General features: G+C 42.6%; 17 protein-coding genes. 11 read left to right on the top strand and 6 right to left on the bottom strand.

The features are described from left to right. Positions 1 to 89 precede the first annotated feature (89 nt). From FAM09_RS04740 to FAM09_RS04730, 3 genes are all read left to right on the top strand, one after another. Complete coding sequence (locus FAM09_RS04740) at positions 90 to 2,906, top strand: TonB-dependent receptor (protein ID WP_136575910.1); 2,817 nt, start codon at positions 90 to 92, stop codon at positions 2,904 to 2,906. 90 nt (positions 2,907 to 2,996) lie between these two features. Continuing rightward, entirely contained in the window at positions 2,997 to 4,337 is a 1,341-nt protein-coding gene (locus tag FAM09_RS04735; protein ID WP_136575909.1) for a T9SS C-terminal target domain-containing protein, read from the top strand. 86 nt (positions 4,338 to 4,423) lie between these two features. Next, positions 4,424 to 4,870: a hypothetical protein gene (locus tag FAM09_RS04730; protein WP_136575908.1), complete on the top strand. Its 447-nt coding sequence runs from the start codon at positions 4,424 to 4,426 to the stop codon at positions 4,868 to 4,870. A gap of 4 nt (positions 4,871 to 4,874) precedes the next feature. Here FAM09_RS04730 and FAM09_RS04725 read toward each other — a convergent pair whose 3' ends face one another. From FAM09_RS04725 to FAM09_RS04715, 3 genes are all read right to left on the bottom strand, one after another. Continuing rightward, entirely contained in the window at positions 4,875 to 6,074 is a 1,200-nt protein-coding gene (locus FAM09_RS04725) for a hypothetical protein (protein ID WP_136575907.1), read from the bottom strand. A 725-nt stretch (positions 6,075 to 6,799) separates the two neighbouring features. After that, positions 6,800 to 7,834 carry a glycosyltransferase family protein gene (locus tag FAM09_RS04720; RefSeq protein WP_136575906.1) on the bottom strand — a complete coding sequence of 345 codons (1,035 nt, stop codon included), beginning with the start codon at positions 7,832 to 7,834 and terminating at the stop codon, positions 6,800 to 6,802. A gap of 25 nt (positions 7,835 to 7,859) precedes the next feature. After that, entirely contained in the window at positions 7,860 to 8,690 is an 831-nt protein-coding gene (locus FAM09_RS04715; RefSeq protein WP_136575905.1) for a UDP-2,3-diacylglucosamine diphosphatase, read from the bottom strand. A 617-nt stretch (positions 8,691 to 9,307) separates the two neighbouring features. Between FAM09_RS04715 and FAM09_RS04710 the strand changes: the two genes are divergently transcribed. Further along, entirely contained in the window at positions 9,308 to 10,576 is a 1,269-nt protein-coding gene (locus tag FAM09_RS04710; protein ID WP_243751595.1) for a DUF5690 family protein, read from the top strand. Here the strand turns inward: FAM09_RS04710 and FAM09_RS04705 are convergent. The 3 genes from FAM09_RS04705 to FAM09_RS04695 form a co-directional block, all read right to left on the bottom strand. Further along, positions 10,570 to 11,742 (bottom strand): choice-of-anchor E domain-containing protein, encoded by a 1,173-nt coding sequence (locus FAM09_RS04705; RefSeq protein ID WP_136575904.1) that lies wholly within the window; start codon positions 11,740 to 11,742, stop codon positions 10,570 to 10,572. The genes FAM09_RS04710 and FAM09_RS04705 overlap by 7 nt on opposite strands. A 206-nt stretch (positions 11,743 to 11,948) precedes the next feature. Then, the gene (locus FAM09_RS04700) at positions 11,949 to 12,998 is read right to left on the bottom strand and encodes a sensor histidine kinase (RefSeq protein WP_136575903.1); all 1,050 of its coding nucleotides are present in this window, start codon (positions 12,996 to 12,998) and stop codon (positions 11,949 to 11,951) included. Positions 12,999 to 13,127: 129 nt separating this feature from the next. Beyond that, complete coding sequence (locus FAM09_RS04695) at positions 13,128 to 13,805, bottom strand: response regulator (protein ID WP_136575902.1); 678 nt, start codon at positions 13,803 to 13,805, stop codon at positions 13,128 to 13,130. Positions 13,806 to 14,251: 446 nt separating this feature from the next. Between FAM09_RS04695 and FAM09_RS04690 the strand changes: the two genes are divergently transcribed. The 7 genes from FAM09_RS04690 to atpA all read left to right on the top strand — a co-directional run bounded on the left by FAM09_RS04690 (position 14,252) and on the right by atpA (position 23,278). Continuing rightward, on the top strand, positions 14,252 to 16,459 hold the full coding sequence (locus FAM09_RS04690; protein WP_136575901.1) for a hypothetical protein: 2,208 nt from the start codon (positions 14,252 to 14,254) through the stop codon (positions 16,457 to 16,459). A gap of 219 nt (positions 16,460 to 16,678) precedes the next feature. After that, positions 16,679 to 18,490, top strand: coding sequence for an ABC transporter ATP-binding protein (locus tag FAM09_RS04685; RefSeq protein ID WP_136575900.1), 1,812 nt, complete (start codon positions 16,679 to 16,681; stop codon positions 18,488 to 18,490). 450 nt (positions 18,491 to 18,940) lie between these two features. Continuing rightward, positions 18,941 to 20,128 (top strand): F0F1 ATP synthase subunit A, encoded by a 1,188-nt coding sequence (atpB, locus tag FAM09_RS04680; RefSeq protein ID WP_136575899.1) that lies wholly within the window; start codon positions 18,941 to 18,943, stop codon positions 20,126 to 20,128. 34 nt (positions 20,129 to 20,162) lie between these two features. Further along, positions 20,163 to 20,405: an ATP synthase F0 subunit C gene (atpE, locus tag FAM09_RS04675; protein WP_136575898.1), complete on the top strand. Its 243-nt coding sequence runs from the start codon at positions 20,163 to 20,165 to the stop codon at positions 20,403 to 20,405. Between the two features lie 97 nt (positions 20,406 to 20,502). Beyond that, a complete protein-coding gene (gene atpF / locus FAM09_RS04670) occupies positions 20,503 to 20,997 on the top strand; it encodes a F0F1 ATP synthase subunit B (protein ID WP_136575897.1) in 495 nt (164 codons plus the stop codon). A gap of 103 nt (positions 20,998 to 21,100) precedes the next feature. After that, positions 21,101 to 21,664, top strand: a complete 564-nt coding sequence (gene atpH, locus FAM09_RS04665; RefSeq protein WP_136575896.1) for an ATP synthase F1 subunit delta — start codon at positions 21,101 to 21,103, stop codon at positions 21,662 to 21,664. A gap of 33 nt (positions 21,665 to 21,697) precedes the next feature. After that, positions 21,698 to 23,278 carry a F0F1 ATP synthase subunit alpha gene (atpA, locus tag FAM09_RS04660; protein WP_136575895.1) on the top strand — a complete coding sequence of 527 codons (1,581 nt, stop codon included), beginning with the start codon at positions 21,698 to 21,700 and terminating at the stop codon, positions 23,276 to 23,278. The last annotated feature ends 456 nt before the right edge of the window (positions 23,279 to 23,734 follow it).

Below are 23,734 nucleotides of genomic sequence, written 5' to 3'. Positions count from 1 at the left end.
AATCCATGTCTGTTAATAATTTCTTAACATGCGGGTAACATAGCGATAACAGGCCGAGGATACTTTTGCCGCAAATAAACCCACTATTTGTGCGTAAAATTCTTGTTCTTGTAATTATTAGCCTGCTGACCGCTACAATTACGTATGCCCAAACCGGTAAGATCGCCGGAAAAGTTCTTAATGAGAAAAACGAACCGCTCAGTGGCGTTTCTATTAAAATTGATAACCATGCCGCTGGAATTGCTACTGATGTGGAAGGCCGTTTCTTATTAAAGCTGAAACCAGGAAAGTATACGCTTACGTTAACTTCAGTTGGCTATGATGATAAAACCATTACAGATGTTCAACTCGACGCTGACGGTTTACAGGAACTGAATATAGTAATGCAGGCTAAAAGCAAAGAATTAAAAGCGGTGGTGGTAAGTGTATCGGCAAAGCGCGAAACTGATTTTGCCCTGCTGAACATGCAAAAGAACAATGCCAGCATTTCTGATGGTATTTCTGCTGAAACAATAAAAAGATCACCCGATAAAAATACTGGTGAAGTATTAAAAAGAGTTAGCGGTACTTCTATCCAGGACAACAAGTTTGTAGTTGTACGTGGTTTGATTGACCGGTATAACGTGGCTACTATCAATAACGCCATGCTGCCAAGCACTGAACCTGATAGAAGAGCGTTTTCTTTCGATATTATTCCTTCCAGCCTTATAGATAATATCATGATCTATAAAACTGCAAATCCCGATCTGCCTGGCGATTTTGCAGGTGGTGTAGTGCAGGTTTCCACTAAAGATGTTCCCAGCAAAAACTTTTTAAGCCTGGGCGCCGGCGTAAGTTATAATACCATTTCAACCGGTAAAGATTTTAATCCGGGATATGTATCGCAAACCGATTACCTGGGTTTTGATGATGGCAGTCGTAAGTTGCCTGCAAATTTCCCATCAAGATCAAAATTTCAGGGACAGGACTTTGAACCACGTGCTGAATATTCCAAATTGCTGAAGAACACTTATGGCGACCGTTACAATGGAAATGCTTTACCCAATCAAAGCTATCAACTGAGCTGGGGAAAACGTTTTGAATTGAAGAATTCAGCCGTATTGGGTTCAATATTGGCGCTTACTTACCGCAACAGTCAAACGTTAGTGGAAGGTTTCAGATCGGAATATGATAACCAGTTTACCCAGGTAAATGGCGCTGCTTATAATTATAATGATACTACTTATAAATTCACTACAAGTATAGGCGCTTTGCTGAACCTTTCTTATAAAAAAGGGAACACAAAGATCTCTTTCAAGAATTTGTTCAACAGGTTGTTTGAGAATTCAAACCTGATCAGAAGAGGGGTACAATATTATAGCAGCAATGCGTCAGTTTACGCGCAGGGTGGTGAAACGGTTGTAAAAACCTTGTACAGCACCCAGTTGGAAGGCGACCATTCTTTGAAGAATAAATCAAAGCTCACCTGGAATGTGAATTATGCTTTAACGCTTCGCGATAACCCCGATTATAAATTTGCGCCGTTTATTAAATCTGAAGCGGATGCCAACAAGAACGATGTGCCTTACGAAGTAGTATTGAGAGATACCTACCGTTTTTTTGCCAACCTGGAAGAACATGCCGTTGGTGGTAATGTTAATTATTCCAGACCATTTAATTTATTTGGCGATAAGGCAAGTACTATTAAACTTGGTGTATTATCACAGTATAAATTCCGTGAATTTTCTGCCCGCATTTTCCGCTACAACAGGGCGCCAGGTTCTAACTTCAACGAAGGTTATTTGACCATGCCGGTTAAATATATTTTCCAGGACGCCAACATGAATAAAGATGGTTTTGCCCTGGAAGAAGTTACCAACACAACAGATAAATACGATGCCAACTCTATGTTGAATGCAGGTTATGTAATGTTCGACAACCGCCTGAATGAAAAATTCAGATTGGTCTGGGGGTTGCGGGTTGAGAACTTCGGATTTGAAGTAAATACGGCTGATTTCTCTGGCCTGAAAGTAAAAGCAGATAAAAATTATCTCGACATCCTTCCATCCTTGAACCTTACCTATTCGCTCACCAGCAGCAGTAACTTAAGATTCTCTGCCAGCCGTACGGTAAGCCGTCCCGAGTTCAGGGAAATTGCCAATTTCTCTTTCTATGATTTCGTACGCAACGTACAGGTTAGAGGTAATACAAAACTCGAAAGAAGCCAGAACACCAATATTGATCTGCGTTATGAAACATACCCATCGAACGGCGAAGTGATCTCTGCTTCGGTATTTGTTAAGCATTTTAATAAACCTATTGAACAATACGTAGATGCCGGATCCAGCTCATTAAATATGGTATTGTCATACTTTAATGCCAAGTATGCCTTGAATTATGGTATTGAAGCCGAGATCAAAAAGCGCTTGAGCTTTTTAGGAAAACAATCCTGGTTAGAAGATCTGTTCATCTTTGCCAATGCCGCCATCATTAAATCGAATGTGAATGTTGATGGGTTGGATATTGCTGTTGCCGATAAAGACAGACCGATGCAAGGCCAATCTCCATATGTTATCAACGCAGGTTTAACCTATGCCGGCAGCAATAATTTTTCTGCCAGCTTACTGGTGAACAGGATAGGTCAACGTATAGAAGCAGTAGGTAATGATCCAAAGGGGATACCTGACATTTATGAGAATGGAAGAACGATCGTTGACTTCCAGTTAAGTCAAAAGGTATTGCGCAAGAGAGGTGAGATCAGGCTGAACATTTCTGACCTGTTAAATCAAAAATCTGTTTTTTACCAGAACTACCGGATCGACACCGATAAAATTTCTAAACGCTCCTATAAATCAAGCGAAGACCGCGTATGGGCCAGCAGCAGATTTGGAACCAGCCTTGGTCTCAGCTTTAATTACAATTTTTAATCGTTAAACATAATATTGGCTTAACCGATACTTAATATTCGCTTAACGCACTAGGTTTTCTTTTGCATAAAATTAAACACGCATATTTTTATGATGATTCACACAAAATTCCTGACAATGTTAGCGGTGGCTGCGGTTCTTGCCACAGGTTGTACGAAATCGGATGATGAAGATGATGATACAACACCTGCGCCTACAAACACTACACTTCAGGGAACCCTAACCGAAAACAAAACACTTACTGCTGATAAAAAGTGGACGTTAAAAGGATATGTATATGTTGCCAACGGTGTAACACTTACCATTGAACCTGGTACGGTGATCGTGGGCGATACAGCGGTTAAAGCTGCCCTGTGTGTTGAAAGAGGCGGTAAACTGATGGCTGAAGGTACTGCAGCTAAGCCAATCGTTTTCACTTCAGGAAAAGCTGCAGGTTCACGCGCTCCTGGCGACTGGGGTGGCGTAGTTCTGTTGGGTAAAGCAAAAACTAACCGTTCTGCTACACCGGTTATTGAAGGTGGTCTCGACCGTCCTTATGGTGGAACAGATGATGCTGATAATTCAGGTTCATTAAAATATGTAAGAATTGAGTTTGCCGGTATTGCTGCTTTTGCTGGCAGCGAGATCAACGGCTTAACCCTGGGTGGCGTTGGTAGCGGCACTACACTGGAAAATATCCAGGTTTCATATGGTAATGACGATGGATATGAGTTCTTTGGTGGAACTGTATCTGGAAAACGTATGATTACCTATGCCTGCTCTGATGATGATTTTGACTTTGATTTCGGTTACACCGGTAAAATTCAGTTCGGTGTGGTAATTAAAGACCCCAACACTGTTGATAACGGTGATGATAATAACGGTATCGAGTGTGATAATGATGGTAGCGGAACCACTGCCACGCCTTACACCAAACCTAATTTGTCGAACTTCACCTTCGTTGGACCTAACAGCGCCTCTACCAACACCCGCCATAAATATGGTAACCGTTTCAGAAGAGCTACACAGTTCTCTTTGCGTAACTCTATCATCATGGGCTACAATGCCGGTGGTTTCGTAATGGAATCTGATGCAACTGCACAGGCTTATGTAGCTGGTACCGCAGTATTCAAGAACAACCTGGTGCATGCTGTTGCAAATCCCTACTTTACCACTTCAACAGGAGTTATAACAATTGCCGATATCAAAACCAAAGCCGAATCAGAAGGTTGCAATACCTTTACTAACCCGGCTGATATCAAATTGACCAATCCGTTTAACATCAGCGCTCCCGATGTAACGCCAGCTTCTGGTTCTCCTGCATTGATCGGAGCCAGCTTTACCGGAATGGATGCCTTCTTTGAAAGCACTGGTACCTTCAGAGGTGCAGTGGGCACAACCAACTGGTTACAGGGTTGGACAAGCTTCTCACCGAAGACGAACACTTATTAATAAAGAGATTGTATTTATTGTAAAAACCCGTTCATTACAGAGCGGGTTTTTGTATTTTTCGCCTTTCAAGACCTTAAACACTTTATATGCGCAACGCATACGCTGTACTTTTTTCTGTTGCCCTGGTTTTTATAGTGGCCTGTAATTCACAAGTTAAAAACGAAAAGGAGCAAGGGGCCGATCCTGTTGCTGTTACATCGCCAGATCGTATTGATGTTTCAAAAACAGACAGCATTGAATTGTTATACTATCCTGATCCGGCTAATCAAAGAGTTTACGACAGAATGTTTATTAAAGACAGTATTGTTATTCGTCTTATCAGTAACTATATATTGGATACTCCCGCGCAGAAGAATGCCTGCGCCAATGACTTTAAACTGTTTTTATTTAGAAACGGGGAAGTGTATAAAACCATTTATGCCGCTACTGCCGACTCATGCCGGTATTTTGCATATGTAATAAACGGCGTAACCCATTTCACCAACCTCGATGATTCTGCAAGGGTTTTACTGAAGCGTCAATTAAAGCACTAAGACTTTATTTTTTGGAAGGATTATACACGTAGGTGACCTCATACGCTTCCCTGGAAAGTTCGGGAAGCAATTGGCCTATCCGCAGATCTGTTTTTTGCGGGGTTGGCTCACAAATAGAGTATTTGTTGCCATTATAAATGATGGGTTTGCCATACGGCTTATCGAACTGTACAGCTATTGTTACATGCTTTGGATACGATAGTACGATCATCGGCAGATCGTATATTTCTTTTACCAGGCAATAAAAGAGCGCCACCCGGTCCTCACAATCGCTTTGATCATACAACAACGTTTGTTCGGGCGACAACCGCTTTTCAGCGCCAAAGACCTGGGCATCGGGTTCAAACAAAAAAGCATACCTGGTAAACCGCATCAGATAATCAACTCCGCTTTTGACATTCATCCCTTTCATATTTTTCTTCAATAGCGGGATCAGCGAGTAATAGGTTTCACGACTGAGCGGAATATTGAGATACAACGCATAATCAACCACCGGGTAATTTATAAAGAGTGATTGTATTTGGGTATTCAGTTTTATTTTATAATGATATTCATTGTCATTATATGTATAACGCAGGTCCTTCTCTTTATAGTCACTTGACTTGAATTCGGGCAGGTGCGTGATCTTGTAAGAAAAGCTGTTGCTGGCCTCGGGAACAGCGAGTTTTAGTATATCGAATTTATGGAGCCGAAAGTCGATATTATTGCCATAATCATGGTAATTCAAACAAACATATTGGTTGCCATTTACCGTGCGGTTGGGAATATTATACGTATTCTCTTCGCAACGGATATAAAACAGGATGTAATCGCCTGAGGTGGCCAGGCGGGCATCATAGCCCGACCTGCACAGGAAATACCATTTATACAAGGTATACCGGTGGTAATTATCGGTTTTGGGACTTATTTGCTGTGCTGCTTTCCTGATGAGCTGATAATACAACCAGTCATCGGGTTTAAACTTCTCTTTATAGGCAAGCAGGGCATTTATCAGCCCATCATAATCTTTGCTGGTCAGGCTTTGGTAGAATTCAGTGATAGATGCTTCATTCGATAAAACGGGGGTACTGGGTACCAGCGTTCTGTCAAAATCAAATGTGATCAGTTCTCCGCAAAAATCAAATTGAATGGGAGTGGCCAGTGTATCATTTGGCCGGAAAGCGAAGGTTACCAGAAGGATTAATATGGTCGTATACTTTTTCACGGGATCAATTCCACCATTAATATACGAAACTTAACAATTAGGTAATATTAAATCTTTGGGGATTTCTGATTTAGGGATTTTGTGATTTTGAGATTGGAAAGGCAAAAACTGCTGAAAGCAAAAGAAATCAAGAAATCTCCAAACCTCCAAATCAGCAATTCTTCTTTTCTTAACGCTGCTGTAACAACCCGCTAATAGTGCCTTGCTACCTTGCGTTGATTCCATTTTTCTATACCGTTCATGTCATTTAACAGATGCTGTTATTAGTAAGCCTGTCCCGGTTGAGCCGGGACGGCTTTTATTCAGAAACTCATTATATTATAAATTACAGAATAGATGTTTGTAAATGAATTGTGGTAAAAACTAGATAAATTTAAACGCAAGTGGGTATTTATTTGAAAATTGTAAGAAAAAGGTAAAATTCTATAAATAATTATGAATCTTTACGGTTGCGGAAGTATCTTTAACCCTCTTTATCCTACCTGAAAGCAATATCCTGAGCTTCCAGCGTTATTAATACAAATTTCAATCTTACTAAGATTCTCTATAAAGTGAGAGTTTATTTCTCTCATGTGACTGACGCCGTTCGATTTCTATCGTGACGGCTCTTTTTTTATTATCATGGAATATCCCAAACCGGTTGCAGCATTGTATAAAACGCAAAAAGTGCCACGCTTGCAGAAAGTCGTGGCACATCTGGTAAAAAGTGGAAGAACGGTTTTATCTTAATTGAAAATAAGGTCAGGGTAGGGTATGTCTAATGAAGATTTCAGATCGGTGCAGCGATACATGAGGATATTGATTATGGCTTCGGTTGAGTACCGGTATTGAACGGTGGGTGTGTTGGGATCATTCACCCAGTTATTGAATGTATCGGTAAAATCGTCATCGATCTTATCAGGGGTTGTAATGCCTATTTTCTTTAACGCCGCCGCATTGCATTGTTGCTCGTATTGTCCCTGGATAGGAATGGCGATCATTTTTTTCTTCAGGTGCAGGGCTTCTGCCGGCGTTTCAAAACCTGCGCCGCACACGATGCCATGGCAGGTGATCAGGCTACGGTTGAAGTCTTTTGTATCAACCGGGCGGAAATTCATGTGATCGATGGTATAAGGCGTTTTTGCCTGGCGGGAGAACACTTCGAAGCGATGGTCTTTAAATGGTTGCAGTAATTTAATTAACTGCTTATCGCAATACGAAGGCAGGTAAACGGTAATATGACCTTTATTGCTGGCTTCGGCCTGTAATATTTCTTCCTTTATTACCGGCGAGAAAATAAAATCATCATAGCTTTCGAAATGCAAGCCGATATAATTGGTAGCCCGCGCATAATTCTGCAGTATCCATTCGCCTGCTTTACTGGGTTTTTCAGGACGCGGTGTTTTGTTCGATAAAAAGCTGGCCTGGTGACCGAAGTTTACCGAAGGCACTTTTTTGCGGGCGCAGGCTAAAGCCGTAATACATTCAAAATCGTTTATTACCAGGTCGTATTTTTCTACCGGCAGGTCACGCACTTCTTTCATTACTCTATACGGAGATATGCCGCGAACGATCTTCCAGTAATCAAGGCTGCCCTCACACGTATAAAAAAGGCTCAATCCTTTGCTGCGGTATTTTATGGGCGCATTTAATGACAACGTACTGTTGGCGCCGCTTAAAAAGATATCAACTGTACCATATTTCTGTAAATACGGTAACAACTCCATGGCGCGACTGATATGTCCATTGCCGGTAGCCTGTATTGCGTAAAATATTTTCATATATGTTTATCCTTCGCTCGGGACTTTAAATTGCTAATGAGTTAATATAAAAACTGATCTCGTCTGTGAGCACATTCACTTTGGCCGGAATATCGATGGCCGTTTGCGGGAAATCTTTTTCATTGTATTCAAAGATGTTCCATTCATTTTGCCGGTATTCCAGGGCGGTTAAATGTTCCACCCAGTCGCCCGAGTTCAGGTAGGTGACTTTTCCCCTGTCGTTCTCGATCTCTCTTTTTTGTGGCTGGTGAATATGGCCGCAGATCACATAGTCATATTTTTTCTCAATGGCCAGTTCGGCAGCTATTTGTTCAAACTCATTGATCTTTGCCATTTTATTCACCCCTGCCATTACATTTTTTGAAATAGATAATTTTTCCCGCCCAAAGGCTTTTAAAACAAAGTTCACCAGCCTGTTAAACAATATCAGGGCGCCATAACCGCTGCTCCCGAGCTTAGCCAAAAATTTGGCGCCGCCTTTGGTGGTATTGTCAAACACATCGCCATGAAAGATCCAGGTCATTTTATTATCTATCTCAAGCACCAGTTTGTCGGTCAGCGTAAGATGGCTCAATTGGAAATCGCTGTAACGACGCAGCAGTTCATCATGATTGCCGGTAATATAAAAAACGCGGGTCCCTTTCATGATCAGGTTCAACACTTCTTTAATAACGGCCATGTGTGAGGCAGGGAAGTAGCGTTTTGAAAACTGCCACCCGTCAATAATGTCCCCGTTCAGGATAAGAATATTAGGCAGGATACTTTTGAGGTAAGCAACCAGCTCCTTTGCACGACATCCGTATGTACCAAGGTGTACATCAGATATAACAACCACGTCGACTGCTCTTTTTTCCATTGAGTTTGGGTTTTTCAAAATTCATACATATATATGACCAAAGTGTTACAGGAGTATTAAGTCCCTGTTAGGGTTGTGTAAAGGAATTGTTATGCAGAACGCAAAACGCAGAACATTAAACGCGGAAAGTCAAATGCAGAATACAGAACGCAAAACGCGAAACACCAAACACCAAATGCAGAACTATCAACAGGAAATGTTCGTATGGCCGGAATTTGCGTTAAGCGTTGAGTATTCAGCGTTGGGTTTTAAACGTAATCATTTGTTCACACTGTCGTAAGAATACGGTAATATGGCCATTGTATCTTAGTATCCGTTTTATTGCTGTGTGTTATACATAAATAACAATCGTAGCAGTTTCTTAATGTTGACCGGCGGAGCTTTTTCAAGTTTCGCCCTTTTTTTTATGCAGAAGGTGGAACGCAGAACGCCAAACGCAGATTGCAAAACGCGGAATGCCAAGCGCAATACGCGGAATGCAAAACGCCGAACGCGAAATGCCCATATTGCAGGTTTTTGCGTTGAGCGTTAGGCCTTAAGCATTCAGCATTTCCCGGTAATTCCTTATTTTACGTAATCGTTATTGCACAGCATTTTTCAATATAAACTGCATTCGTTTGTCAACAGAAACTCCTGTGGTAGCTGCCTTTTCAACCAGGCAGGTAGTAGTAGCTTTATACACAGCCGCTGTAGCCTTTTTTACATATGCATGTATTTTCGCTTATCGCAAAGCCTTTACTGTAGCCACTTTTGAGGGGCAGTCGTTTTGGGGAATAAAATATCAAACCTTGTTGATCCTTAGCCAGGGACTGGGTTACATGGCCAGCAAGTTTTATGGCATTAAATTTATTTCGGAGTTAAAAAGACTGGGCCGTTGGAAAACCAGTGCCGTGCTTATTGGCGCTGCCTGGCTGTGTTTGCTGCTTTTTGCAATAGTGCCTGCTCCCTGGGGAATGCTGTGTTTGTTTGGCAATGGCTTTATGCTCGGTTTTATGTGGGGTATTATTTTCAGTTATGCCGAAGGACGCCGGGCAACTGATTTTATCGGTGCTGCTATGGCGGTAAGCTTTGTATTTGCCGGGGGTTTCAGCCGGTCGGTAGCAGTTTGGTTGCGCGATAGCTGGCAGGTAGGGGAGCAATGGCTGGGCTTTGCTACCGGGCTGGTGTTTGCATTGCCGTTAGTTATTTTTATGTATTTGCTGGAAAGAGTACCGCATCCTGATGCAGATGATATAATGGAACGAAATGTGCGCTTGCCTATGACCCGCGAAGACCGGCAACGCTTTTTGCGATCGTTTGGCGGCGGGGTGGTTGCCGTAGTGGTCACTTACCTGTTCCTGACCATTATGCGCGATTTGCGCGACAATTTTATGGCTAATATGTGGAATGAGCTGGGATATGGTCAAAAGCCGGCCATCTTTACCAAAACCGAAACGATCACTTCGGTCATTGTGCTGGCGATAATGAGTTTGCTGGTTGTTATCAGAAAAAATATCAGGGCATTGCAATTAATTCATTGGGTCATTGTCGCCGGATTTTTAATAGCCGGTATTTCCTCTGCGTTGTTTTTAACTGGTTTTATACCCGGTGTGTTATGGATGCAATTGGCTGGGCTGGGATTGTATATGGGCTATATTCCTTTCAATTGTATTTATTTTGAAAGACTGATCGCTGCATTCAAAATAGCAGGCAACGTTGGCTTTTTAATTTATATAGCCGATGCCTGGGGATACCTGGGCAGCATGTCGGTAATGTTAGTGAAAGAAATGGCTGGGTTGCAATTAACCTGGACGCAGTTTTACCCAACCAGTGTGGTGATCTTTTCTGGCATAGGTGTTCTGACGACCATTTTCTCCTTAATATATTTTAACCGGAAGGCTTATTGAACAATAAGCTGCTGAACAAATTCTTCCTGTGTGGTTTTGTTTACCGATCGCACCATATACACACCCTTTTCAAGATCGTTCGCGGTGTTTATTTTACCGGTGAGGGCATTATTAAAATAATAGCGCTTCAGCAACAGACCGTTTACCGAATATACACTCACTTGCCAGTTATTTCGCTTTGTATTGCTGAAGATAAGATTGGTGGCGGTTTTGGCAGGGTTCGGATATATTTTAGGTTGTTCATTCGTTTTAGAAGTTACCCGAACGGCATGAACAGCCGAATACCTGGCCGAACCATCGGCTTCTATTTGTTTAATTCTGAACAGAAGGGTCTTGCTGTTGTCGGTTGGTTGCACCGTGTACGAATAACTATAGGAGCCGGTTTGCGTGGAACTGGCCTTTGCAGCAAACTGAGCAATGCTTCCAAAAGATTTTCCATCTGTACTTTTCTGTAGTTCATAAGACTGATTGTTTTTTTCGTTTTGAGTGATCCATTTAATATCGATGGTAGCGTCGTTTAACTTGTTGGCGGTGAAAGAACGGATATCGGCCGCCAGAACAATTTGTGGGCAGTACGTATACGTGATAATGAAATTCACCGCATCCTGTGCCGAACCAAACAGGTTATTGTTGATACTGCCCTGGGCGGCGGAATAGGTAGATGTTGTATAGTCGAACATCACCGTGCCTGAGCCAAAGAAATCTGCCGTATTGGAAAGCGTGTAATTTATGTTCTGCTGGTTCATTACATATAAGGGGCCCTGTTGGGTAAAGTCAGGGCCTGAATCGGGAATGCCATCAGAACCTGCGAGGGCATAAAACCCGTATTGTCGCTGGTAAGAATTGGTTAAGGGAGAAAGCAAGGACGTGCTGCTGATCTCATCATCCCGGAATACCTTCACGCGGTAATTATTTACCGGGTTCAATTCTCCATTCTCCAAACTGAAATTGTACACGAGGGTTACTTTGGAATTGATCTTTACCTCGGTTAGGGTGCCCAGTGTTGGATTAAACTGGGGGAACGTAAAATTATATAAGGAGTTACCCAGTGCATTAACCGTAGTATCGTAGGAAAGCGTGGTGAGTTGGTTAGCACATTGGGCCTGGCTGTTATGCGTCAGAAATAATATCACAGGTAGTAAAACCGTCCGTCTCAGCTTCTTCATAGAATTGGATATTGCATCAAAGAAACGGAGGATGCTGGGTTATGCGCACATGCCACAAGGACTATTCAGAGGAAATAAATAGTTTTATGTAAGAATCGAAGAAAGGTATTTAGAGAAATAAAGACTGAAGAATTAAAAATGAGGATTGAAAAAGGGAAGAAATGTCGAATAATGAATATCCAATATTGAATGTAGAAGTGAAGGCATCAGTCCCGTTTCGACTCTAAGGTAAACCCGATCGTGGTGCCCACATCGGGCGTACTGCGTACGTGAATGCTTTGCCCGTGCGCTTCAATAATGTGTTTGCAAATAGCGAGGCCCAGGCCGGTTCCGCCTTTATCGCGGCTGCGGGCGGTGTCGGTGCGGTAAAAGCGCTCAAAAATGCGGGGGAGGTGTTCTTCTTCAATCCCAATACCATCATCGCTGATCTCAACCAGTACATGCTGGTCGTCGGTATCGTAAATACTGGCTACGATGTTTCCGTTTTGTTTACCGTATTTGGTGGCATTCTCAACGAGGTTGATCAATACCTGTTTTACTTTTTCTTTATCGGCAAAAACGGTGATGGGGGCTTCGCATCCTTTTTTAATGATGGTACGAATGTTTTTAGCCTGCGTTTTTATCGATAGCGAATCATATATTTCGCGAATGAGGTCCTGGATAATAAAATTTTGTTTGGCCAGTAGTTGCTCGCCTCGTTCCAGTTTTGAAATTTCATCCAGGTCGGTCATCAGGTTTACCAGGCGATCTACATTCTTGGCGGTGTTCTCTAAAAATCTTTTTCTAATGGCTTCTTCTTCCATGGCGCCGCCCAGCAATGTGTCTACATAACCCTGAATGGCAAAAATGGGTGTCTTGAATTCATGGGCCAGGTTTTGTAAGAATTCTTTCCGGTACGCCTCGTTTTGGCGTAGCAGCTCAATTTCACGAATGCGGCGTTCGCCCCATTCTTCCACATCGGCCCGTACTTCGTCGATGCTTTTTTGAGGAAGAATGTATTTGAAATACATCTCTTCTTTTTTGGTAGCCTTGGTTTGATAGATGAGCTTATAGATCAATTTGATCTTTCGGTAAATGAATCTTTCCATGGTTACCAGAACCAGCCAGTAACTCCCGGCAAAAACCAATAATAGTGAGCCCAGGCCTACTTTCCAGTTGAGCGTAAGGATAAATATGCCAATAGCAACAGGAACAGCTAAGATTCCTGCTGTGAAAGCGGCTAACTGTCGGGGTGATAGATTTTTGGCTGAAGGCATAGACCAATTTGAAAATTTGATAATGAGCTAATTTGAAATGGGCCCTGAAATTACAGCCCTACATTCTGTTAGCGGTCATCACTTTTAGCAATTTTTCATTTCAAATTTTCAAATTAACACATTTTCAAATTACATGGTGAATTTGTATCCCACTCCTTTAACTGTGGTAATGCAATCGATGCCTAACTTTTGACGGATTTTTCGAATATGAACGTCAATGGTCCGGTCACCTACAATTACATCGTTACCCCAAATTTGGTTAAGGATCTCATTGCGCAGGAAAACACGGCCCGGTTTGGAGGCCAGCAGGTAGAGTAATTCAAATTCTTTTTTTGCTAATACCACCGCTTTGCTGTCGACCTTGGCTTCAAACTTAACCGGATCAATTTCAAGGTTGTCGATCTTTATTACTTTTTCCTCCGGTTCTTTATTGATGCGGCGAAAAATGGCGTGAATGCGGCTTACGAGTATTTTAGGACTAACAGGTTTGCTGATATAATCGTCTGCCCCGGTTTCCAGCCCTTTTACGTGCGAGCTTTCATCGCTGAGCGCCGTTAAAAACACGATAACGGTATCTTTAAAGGCCGGCTGGGCACGTAATATTTCACAAACTTCCACCCCGTTTTTGCGAGGCATCATTATATCCAGGATTATCAGGTCGGGCTGACTTAATTTGGCTTTTTGAATGGCATCGTCCCCATTATTAGCTGTTACTATCTCGTATCCCTCTTTGGTAAGATTATACCGGATAATTTCAACTATATCAGGCTCGTCGTCTGCAATCAGGATCTTGCCTTTAGCATTCATTAAAGTAAAAATTTTGGCAAACCTACTTGAATTGCGGCTTCCCTGTAAATGATAATATTGAGTTCACAATTTCTTAATATATAAAGGTAGCCAGAAGGTCAAAAAATAAATGAGAAATGGGCAACGGGCAATGAATAATTGGGATGGGTAGTTGCTAAATATGGAATGTAGTCTATTGAATGTCAAAGGGAGGAGGGGCGGTCTCCGACTTTTTGACTTTCTTTTACTACCTTACGCCTGAAAATTATTGTTTATTTAATAAGGGCAAGTGCTTACTGGGCCAGAGGGGAGCGGATAGGGATAAAATATCGACCGGTGTTTCAGAAGTACCAAAACCAGGACAAAATGTCCTATAAACACCCCGGATCGTTGCTGTCGGAAAATCGAACAGCCCTGTACAACCCTTTGGTCATATTTTTGCTCTACTCCATACAGATGTGCAGCATATGAGGATACATATACAATTTATTGTAATCTGTTTATTGGTTTGGCAATCGGGTCTTGCGCAAACTTCATACACCATAAAAGTGGCAAGAGAGCGGGAGTTATGGCATGGAAATATCGATAAGCAGCAAAAAAGGGTCATACAAATAAATAATCAGGGTAAAGTTTCTGCCGATACCACCATTAGCCTGCACATAATGGATGCCCTCATTCGCGGTGTTGATGAACTGCAGAACCAGATCGAATTGGATTCTACCTTAAGCGGCCAGGGAAAGATCAAATACCTCCGCAGTGTCGATTTCCTGTTACAAACCTATCTGTCGAATCTCAACCGCCGTGATTACCCTGCTTCTCTGGCTCCAGCCCTTGTTAAAGCATTTGGTAAATGTATGGTGCTGGATAAACAAGGTAAAAGTTTTGCGCCCGTCATTGAAGCCAATGATTACGGTGTAGGCAAAATTTTGATGGATTGCCTCAAATATTCAGAAGATAACCCGGGCATGGCAAGTGCGCGCACCATCCTGATGCGCAAATACCTTACCATGCACCCCGATCAGATAATGCCTGAACTGGCTAAAAATCCCAATGCTTATTTTGCCGACAGCCTCATAAAAGAGGCCGTGAAGATCGATGTTGAGCGGGTTTACGATTATGCTCAGGCCCGCGGTGCACTGGGCGACCGCATTCGCCATCACAGCGATTCAACCGTTCAATTGCTGGCACGTATTGCCACCAGTAAAAGCGGACAGCTATATTTTCCGTTTCTGGATAACCTGCTGCGCGGTAAGATCACCTTGCAGGGGATCGACAGCGTTAAGGATAACGACCTGAGTTATTTTCGACTCATGGTTAAAACCAGGATTGAATATGTACGGCGCCAGTTACCGCCTTACAACGATACTGCCAACCAGATGCAGGCCCTCACCGATATGATGGGACGTAAAGCCAGGGAATTTTTCATTCGCGAAATAAATGCGCTTCACGGGGTATCAAATCCCAACGTTCGTTTTCGCCGGCTCGAAGGATTAACCGCACAGGAATTGTATTACCTGGCCGTGTTGGGTGAAGATGAAATTTATACGTCCAGTTATGTGAGCGGGGTATACCCACGTATATGGCAACGCATGGCCAACCCGCGTGGCGACAGTTTGGTAATGAGCGTAAATGGCGATTATTTCAGAAAGTTCATTAAAATGGCCGCCGGCTATAATGAGCTGAACGATTTTCTGGGCAAAATGGATAAGCAGAATGCTGAAACCATGATGAAGGCATTTGTGATCGGACTGGAGAAACCACGTAAGACCAATGACCTTGAAGATGCGGTAGACGTGGCCGATTCGTACAGCAGCATTATGGACAAGAACAAGGAACTGGCTGCATTTATTTTAAACGAAGTGAATGTGAGCTATACCAAAAATGTGCAGGAGAATAATAAAAGAGGTATGGTTATTTATAATCTGCTGCGCATTTTGTTTGAATCGGCCGATACTACAAAAAAAGTTGATCTGTCTGCATTGCTGGGCATTCCTTCTATTTATGGAAGAGACTATAATAATTTAACGGATGACAGCGGCCGGGTTGTTCAACAGGTTTTCTTTTATGGCGATGATGATAAGGACGGTCAAAACTCATATATCAATTTTATGGCTAAGTTCCGCGGCCGGCCGGGATGGCGTGTAGATGAAAGAAAAGCTGAGTGGACGACCATCACTTCTACCAAAGGCAAACCGGTAATGATATTTGCCAACAAGCCTTTATATGGAGAAGACGACCCTGATGATAAAGCACAGAATAAACTGATCGAATACCTGCAGTCACGTAGTTTAACACCCACCATGGTGGTACATCGCGGGCACAGCTATCACCTGCAAACTACATTACGTAAATTACCGTCGAGCGCCCGTATTGTGGTGCTGGGCTCCTGCGGTGGCTATAACAACCTCAATGAAGTATTAACGGCATGCCCAGATGCGCATATCATTTCTTCAAAACAGGTAGGCACCATGAACGTTAATGATCCTATTTTGGAGGCCATCAACGAAAAATTATTGGCGGGTAAAAATATTGACTGGATAAGTATGTGGCGTGAGTTGAGGATGAAAAAATTCGCTACCGGCAATGCCAAAGAAAAATTCGACGATTATATTCCACCATACAAAAACCTCGGCGCTATTTTCATTAAAGCATACCGCAAAGCAATGGGAGAATAGTTTGTAGTTTATAGTTTGTTGTTTGTGGTTGCCGTTGCCCGGCAAGCTGTTGCCTTTACTTAGCGTTCACGAATTAAAGAACAACAAACTACAAACCGGAAACAACAAACCTTTACATTAACGAGCTGTTAAATCTCTTATGGAAGGCGTGAATTAAGGATAACAACAAACTACAAACCACAAACCATAAACTAATATTCGTATTTTTGCAAACTCGTTATGGCAGGAAAAAGCACGGGGAAGATCATATTCGATTTAAGTTTACTGAAGCGGGTATTTCAGTATGCAAAGCCCTATAAAACGAAATTCATTCTTTCGGTAGTAATGGCTATCCTGCTGGCTATTGTTTCTCCCATACGTCCCTGGCTTATCCAGATCACAATTAATGAGCATGTACATGAAGGCGTCACCGGCACGCAGGCAGTAAAAATGAAGGTAGAACAAATGATCATCCTGATCACGGTAATACAGATAGGGATGTTATTGCTGGAAACTGCTTTTCGATTTTACTTCTCTTATTTAACAGCCTGGTTGGGTCAAACAGTGGTGAAAGACCTGCGGGTAAACGTATACCGGAAAATATTGGGGTTGAACCTTTCGCAATTTGATACAACACCCATTGGAACTTTAACTACGCGCACCATCAACGATATTGAAGCCATCAATGATATTTTTTCTGATGGGTTAATTCCCATTATTGCCGACCTGTTATCGATCATTGCCGTGCTGGTGTTTATGTTTGCTGTGGACTGGCGGCTTACCCTGATCAGTCTGGCCTCGTTCCCCATATTAATTGCTGCTACGTATTTCTTTAAGGAAAGTGTAAACAAGTCTTTTATTCGGGTGCGGAATGCCGTTGCCCACCTCAATGCGTTTGTGCAGGAACATATTACCGGAATGGCCATTGTGCAGGCATTTGCCGCAGAAAATAAAGAGTTCAGCAAGTTTAAATCTATCAATAAAGAACATCGCAACGCCAACATCAACGCCATCTTTGCCTATTCGGTATTTTTTCCGGTGGTGGAAATTGTGCTGGCGGTTGGTACCGGTTTAATGGTATGGTGGGCTGCCACACACGCTTTGAAGTTACCGGAAGAAGAGGGCAGGGTGTTGATTGGAAAAATGTTCTCCTTTTTCCTGTGTTTGAACTTGCTGTTCCGCCCGTTGCGGGTGATAGCCGATAAGTTCAATGTGCTGCAAATGGGAATGGTGGCCAGTGAACGGGTGTTTAAAGTACTTGATAACGAAGATGTGATAAAAACCGAAGGAAGCCATGCGCCGCAAATGGTAAAAGGCAGGATAGCATTTGACAATGTATCTTTTGCCTATGTTGACGACCGTTATGTGCTCAAAAATCTTTCCTTTGAAGTACAGCCAGGTGATACTGTTGCTATCGTAGGGCACACGGGTAGTGGAAAAACATCTATCATCAGCCTGCTGAACCGGTTGTATCACATACAGCACGGCACTATTAAAATAGATGATGTTAAAATAGAAGAGTATAAGCTGGATGCTTTGCGTAAGAGCATCGGTGTGGTATTGCAGGACGTTTTCCTGTTTTCGGGATCGGTGCTGGATAACATTACGCTGCGCAACCCGGCCATTTCGAAAGAACAGGTTGTTGCGGCTGCCAAAATGATCGATATGCATGATTTTATCATGCAACTGCCGGGCGGTTACGATTACAATGTAATGGAAAGAGGCGGCAGCCTGTCACTGGGGCAACGCCAGTTATTATCTTTTATCAGAGCCTTATTATACAATCCTTCCATATTGATCCTTGACGAAGCCACTTCATCTGTAGATACAGAAAGTGAGCTGCTGATTCAAAAGGCCATCGATAAATTGATCGCCGGCCGCACATCCATAGTCATTGCCCACCGGCTATCGACCATTCGCAAAGCCAGCAAGATCATTGTGCTGGATAAGGGGGAGATAAAAGAAATGGGCACCCACGACGAACTGATAGCTCACCAGGGGTTTTATTATAAATTGCACCAGATGCAGTTCGAAAAGCATATTCCTGCTTAATTCCATACAAAAATGTGCTTTTTTATCCCACTTTATACATATTCAATAATTTATTAATGCCTTTTTGGGTCCTGGTTTTACCACGCTGGTTCCTCAATGGTACCTTAATGCTACTTTGTATCCTAGGGTTAAAATAGGGTTATCTTAAGGTCATCTTAGGGTATAAACCCAAGGATAACCCAGGGATAACCTAAGGATGACCCTAGGATGCAAGATAGCATTGAAGTTGACTACAGGGTCCTTTGACCTGGACTAATGAGTGCAGAATTTGAAAATCAGCGGGAGGTAGCCAGAAGCGTATTATATATGTAAGAATTTTTAATGTAAAAATTCCAACCCCTCCGTCACATAGGCTGTTCTGTTGGTTTGTGCATAACTAATAAATACTTTGACTTCAAGTATGTTTTTGACCTTTGCCTGCTTATCTTTGCGCAAAATTTAAAAACAGGTATGCTGGTCAGAAGCGTCAAATCCTTATTGGTAGCGGTTTTCAGCCTGAGTTTATTGTTTGCTCCTTTTGCACTGGTTGCTCAACCCGAAGGGGAACATCACGCCGGGGAAACTCATGGTGGCAAAGAGGCGATAAATCCTGCCAAGCTCATTATTGAACACGTTTCTGATGGTCATGATTACCATTTTGTTACCATTGGCAATCATCCTGTTTCCATTCCATTACCGGTTATTTTGTATTCTCCTGAAAAAGGACTGAGTGTATTCATGTCTTCTGCCTTTCATCACGGCCATGAAGCGCATGAAGGATACCGCCTGATGACAGAAGACTTCATGAAGGAGCATAACCTGGAAGAAGTTAAGGATGCGAAAGGTAAACCTGTTTATAAAGCTGGCAAGATCTACGCGGTAGACCAAAGTGGTATGCCAGTGCCGGATGCCAAAGTGTACGACTTCTCATTAACACGCAATGCCACGCAAATGCTGATATCAGTTTTCTTACTGATAATAGTAATGACCAGCATTGCAAAGAAATATAAGAAAGGTGTTGGTCAAACCACTGCGCCCAAAGGCTTTCAAAATGCCATTGAACCCATCATAACTTTTGTAAGAGATGATGTAGGTAAAGCCAACCTGGGCCATAAGTACGAAAAGTACATGCCTTTGCTGCTGACTGTATTCTTCTTTATTCTTATTAATAACCTCATTGGTCTTATACCTGGAACAGCCAACGTAACCGGTAATATTTCATTTACCGCCATGCTGGGGCTTATCTCTTTTGTGGTGATCCTGTTCAGCACCAACAAACATTTCTGGGGTCATATTTTTAACCCGCCGGTTCCCATGGGTGTAAAGCCCATTCTGGTGCCTGTGGAATTGCTGGGCATTTTCACCAAGCCTTTCGCTTTGATCATTCGTCTTTTCGCCAACATGATCTCTGGTCACGTTATTATATTAGCGTTCATTTGTTTGATCTTTATTTTCGGCGCTATGAATACGGCACTGGGATTTGGAACTTCACCGTTCTTTATTCTGCTGTCTGTATTTATATATGTGATTGAGATCCTGGTTGCCTTTTTACAAGCATACATTTTCGCCAATTTAACAGCCGTATTTATCGGTCAGGCTTTTGAGGGTGGGCATGATCATCATGATGCGCATGGACATGATGAACCGGCAGTAATTTAGACTAAAGGCTTTTTTAATAATAAACACAAGTATCATGAATTTGATGACTATTCTGTTGGAAGTTCAGCCTGGATATGGTGCAATTGGCGCTAGCCTTGCTGCGATTGGTGCCGGTATCGGTATCGGTCAAATCGGTAAAGGTGCAGTTGAATCAATTGCCCGTCAACCAGAAGCAACCAACGACATTCGTGCTACCATGATCCTGGCTGCGGCCCTCGTAGAAGGTGTTGCCCTTCTGGCTGCGGTTGCTGGTCTGCTGGCTGTATTCAGCAAGTAGGTTTGCACGTTAAAACAGTACTGCATTCAATGCAAAGGGCGGCGAATGCAGTATTTTTCTAAGAAAAGCAATACAATACCATAAATATTAATTTAAAATGGAATTACTTACCCCGGATTTAGGCTTATTGGTGTGGAACTTTGTCGCTTTTTTGATCCTCCTGATCATTTTGAGAAAATTTGCCTGGAAGCCTATTTTGAAATCGCTGAAAGAGCGTGAAACCGGTATTGCCGATTCATTGGCAACTGCCGAAAGGGTAAAAGCTGAAATGGCACAACTGAAAAGTGAGAACGAAGCCTTGCTGGCCAAAGCCCGTGAAGAAAGAGCGCAATTGCTGAAAGAAGCCCGCGATACTAAAGACAAGATCATCAGCGAGGCAAAAGAGCAGGCAAAAATTGAAGCCGGTAAGATCATTGCTGATGCCAACGCGGCTATTCAACAACAAAAAATGGCTGCCATCACTGATGTTAAAAATCAGGTAGGTTCATTGGTAATTGAAGTAGCAGAAAAAGTGTTGCGTCGTGAATTAAGCGACAAATCGCAACAGGAGAAATATATCAAGCAACTGGCGGAAGAAGTGAAGCTCAATTAATTTGAAAATTTGATCCCGATTTTATCGGGAGAAAATGGTTGGCATATTATAGGTGTGATCTGATTTTCAAATTTTCAAATTCATCAATTTTCAAATTAATAAAATGCCCAATCCTCGTTTAGCGGCGCGTTATGCAAAAAGTTTGATTGGCCTGGCCAATGAAAGGAACCAGGTAGAAACAGTGTATAAGGATATGCTGTTTTTACAGGCGCTTTGCAAAGAAAGTCGCGATTTTTTAACCTTGATGCGTAGTCCGGTTGTAAAGGCTGATAAAAAAATAGCGATTGTACTGGCGGTAACCAATGGTAAAATAAGTGAACTCACTGATTCTTTTAACCGGTTAATGATTACCAAAGGCCGTGAATCGAACCTGCCTGAAATTATTACATCCTTTATAGATCAATACAAACAGCAAAAAGGAATTCATACTGTTAAGCTCACCACGGCGGTACCTGTAACTGAAGAAGTGAAAAAGCAGATCGTTAGCCAACTGCAACAGCAAACGAGCATGGATAACATCGACCTGAAAGCGTTGGTAAATGAAGAGATCATTGGCGGGTTTGTATTGGAAATAGGCGATCAACTGGTTGACGCCAGTATTGCGTACGATCTGAATAAGATCAAAACGCAGTTCATGAATAACGACTTTATTTATAAAATAAGATAGTTAACACACACAAAAAACTATAAAAGGTTATATATGGTAGAGATAAAACCCGATGAGATATCTGCGATATTGCGTCAGCAATTGAGCAACTTTAACGCAGCTGCCGACCTGGAGGAAGTGGGTACTGTATTGCAAGTGGGTGACGGTATCGCCCGCGTATATGGTTTAAATAATGTACGTTCCGGTGAACTGGTTGAGTTTGAGAATGGAGTACGTGCTATTGCCCTGAACCTGGAAGAAGATAACGTGGGTGTGGTATTGATGGGTGAAAGCGGTGATATTAAAGAAGGCGCTAAAGTACGCCGCACTGGCAAGATCGCGTCTATTAACGTAGGCGAAGGCATGCTGGGCCGCGTGGTAAATACATTGGGTGAACCAATTGACGGTAAAGGTCCTATTGCCGGCGACAAATTTGAAATGCCACTGGAGCGTAAAGCGCCTGGGGTAATTTTCCGTGAGCCGGTAAAAGAGCCGCTGCAAACAGGTTTGAAGGCGATTGACGCCATGATCCCCATCGGCCGCGGTCAACGTGAGCTGATCATTGGCGACCGTCAAACCGGTAAAACCGCCATTGCGATCGATACCATCATCAATCAAAAGGAGTTTTATCAGGCCGGTAAACCGGTTTATTGTATATATGTTGCCATTGGTCAAAAAGCATCTACCATCGCCGGTGTGATGAAGACCCTGGAAGACAATGGCGCTATGGCCTTTACTACTATCGTAGCTGCATCTGCTTCTGATCCGGCTCCGTTACAGTTCTATGCGCCATTTGCGGGTGCTGCTATCGGGGAGTTCTTCCGCGATACCGGACGTCCTGCTTTGATCATCTATGATGATCTTTCTAAACAGGCCGTAGCTTACCGTGAGGTATCACTGTTGCTGCGTCGTCCTCCTGGTCGTGAGGCTTATCCTGGTGACGTATTCTACCTGCACAGCCGTTTGTTGGAGCGTGCTGCAAAGGTGATCAGCGATGATACCGTGGCAAAGAACATGAACGATTTGCCCGATTCTATAAAACACCTGGTAAAAGGTGGCGGCTCGCTCACTGCTTTACCAATCATCGAAACACAAGCCGGTGACGTATCTGCTTACATTCCTACAAACGTGATCTCCATCACCGATGGTCAGATCTTCCTGGAATCGAACCTGTTCAACGCAGGTATCCGTCCGGCCATTAACGTAGGTATCTCTGTAAGCCGCGTGGGTGGTAACGCCCAGATCAAATCAATGAAAAAGGTAGCTGGTACGCTGAAGCTCGACCAGGCCCTGTACCGTGAAATGGAGGCTTTCTCTAAATTCGGTGGTGATCTGGATGCTGCTACTAAACTGGTATTGGATAAAGGCGCCCGTAACGTGGAGATCCTGAAACAAACACAATACACTCCTTTCTCAGTTGAAAAGCAGGTAGCGATCATTTACCTGGGTACACAAGGTTTGTTGCGTGAAGTACCGGTTAAAAGAATGAAAGAGTTTGAAGAACACTTCCTGATGGAAATGGAAAACAAACATGCTGATATATTGGGTGAATTCAAGAAAGGAAACTTACCTGAAGATGGTATTAAGAAAATGGTTAATCTGGTAAGCACCCTGATACCTCAGTACAAAGCATAACATATATTGTTATACGATATAAGGGCCATCCGCATAGCGGATGGCTTTTTTATTAATGGCGAGTAGTAAGTAGCGAGTAGTGAGTAGGGGGAAAAAACATATTGCTGCGAAAAATAGCGAGTCACGAAAATAAACCCTACTAGCCATTTACCACTAGCTACTAGCTTTTTCACGACTGTGCAACCGGGCAAAACAGGAAAGAAGTGTCAAAATTACCACCGTAAAAAAAATCGTAAAAAAGTAATATTACTATTGCATAATCAAAAACCAGTTTAGATATTTGTGCATCGATCAGAACTGCTGATCAAAATCCTACCCAATCTCCTGTCAGAACCACACCAGTTACTTCCGATTATTTTATCTCCCAATGTTCCGTGAAAACTACTTGTTAATTTTCCCAATTTTCCTTTGAATTACTTTATTCCGGTCCCTAACAAAACGAATCTGTACAAACAT

Source organism: Niastella caeni, assembly GCF_004834005.1.
GTDB classification, from domain to species: Bacteria; Bacteroidota; Bacteroidia; order Chitinophagales; family Chitinophagaceae; genus Niastella; species Niastella caeni.
This window is presented reverse-complemented; position numbering and strand designations above follow the sequence as displayed.

Coding starts and splice junctions, on each gene's coding strand:
- FAM09_RS04700 (WP_136575903.1), bottom strand. CDS start 12,998: ATGCCTTCAGCCAAAAATCTATCACCCCGACAGTTAGCCGCTTTCACA.
- atpE (WP_136575898.1), top strand. CDS start 20,163: ATGAATTTGATGACTATTCTGTTGGAAGTTCAGCCTGGATATGGTGCA.
- FAM09_RS04720 (WP_136575906.1), bottom strand. CDS start 7,834: ATGAAAATATTTTACGCAATACAGGCTACCGGCAATGGACATATCAGT.
- atpF (WP_136575897.1), top strand. CDS start 20,503: ATGGAATTACTTACCCCGGATTTAGGCTTATTGGTGTGGAACTTTGTC.
- atpB (WP_136575899.1), top strand. CDS start 18,941: ATGCTGGTCAGAAGCGTCAAATCCTTATTGGTAGCGGTTTTCAGCCTG.
- FAM09_RS04685 (WP_136575900.1), top strand. CDS start 16,679: ATGGCAGGAAAAAGCACGGGGAAGATCATATTCGATTTAAGTTTACTG.
- FAM09_RS04735 (WP_136575909.1), top strand. CDS start 2,997: ATGATGATTCACACAAAATTCCTGACAATGTTAGCGGTGGCTGCGGTT.
- FAM09_RS04690 (WP_136575901.1), top strand. CDS start 14,252: ATGAGGATACATATACAATTTATTGTAATCTGTTTATTGGTTTGGCAA.
- FAM09_RS04730 (WP_136575908.1), top strand. CDS start 4,424: ATGCGCAACGCATACGCTGTACTTTTTTCTGTTGCCCTGGTTTTTATA.
- FAM09_RS04705 (WP_136575904.1), bottom strand. CDS start 11,742: ATGAAGAAGCTGAGACGGACGGTTTTACTACCTGTGATATTATTTCTG.
- FAM09_RS04695 (WP_136575902.1), bottom strand. CDS start 13,805: ATGAATGCTAAAGGCAAGATCCTGATTGCAGACGACGAGCCTGATATA.
- atpA (WP_136575895.1), top strand. CDS start 21,698: ATGGTAGAGATAAAACCCGATGAGATATCTGCGATATTGCGTCAGCAA.
- FAM09_RS04715 (WP_136575905.1), bottom strand. CDS start 8,690: ATGGAAAAAAGAGCAGTCGACGTGGTTGTTATATCTGATGTACACCTT.
- atpH (WP_136575896.1), top strand. CDS start 21,101: ATGCCCAATCCTCGTTTAGCGGCGCGTTATGCAAAAAGTTTGATTGGC.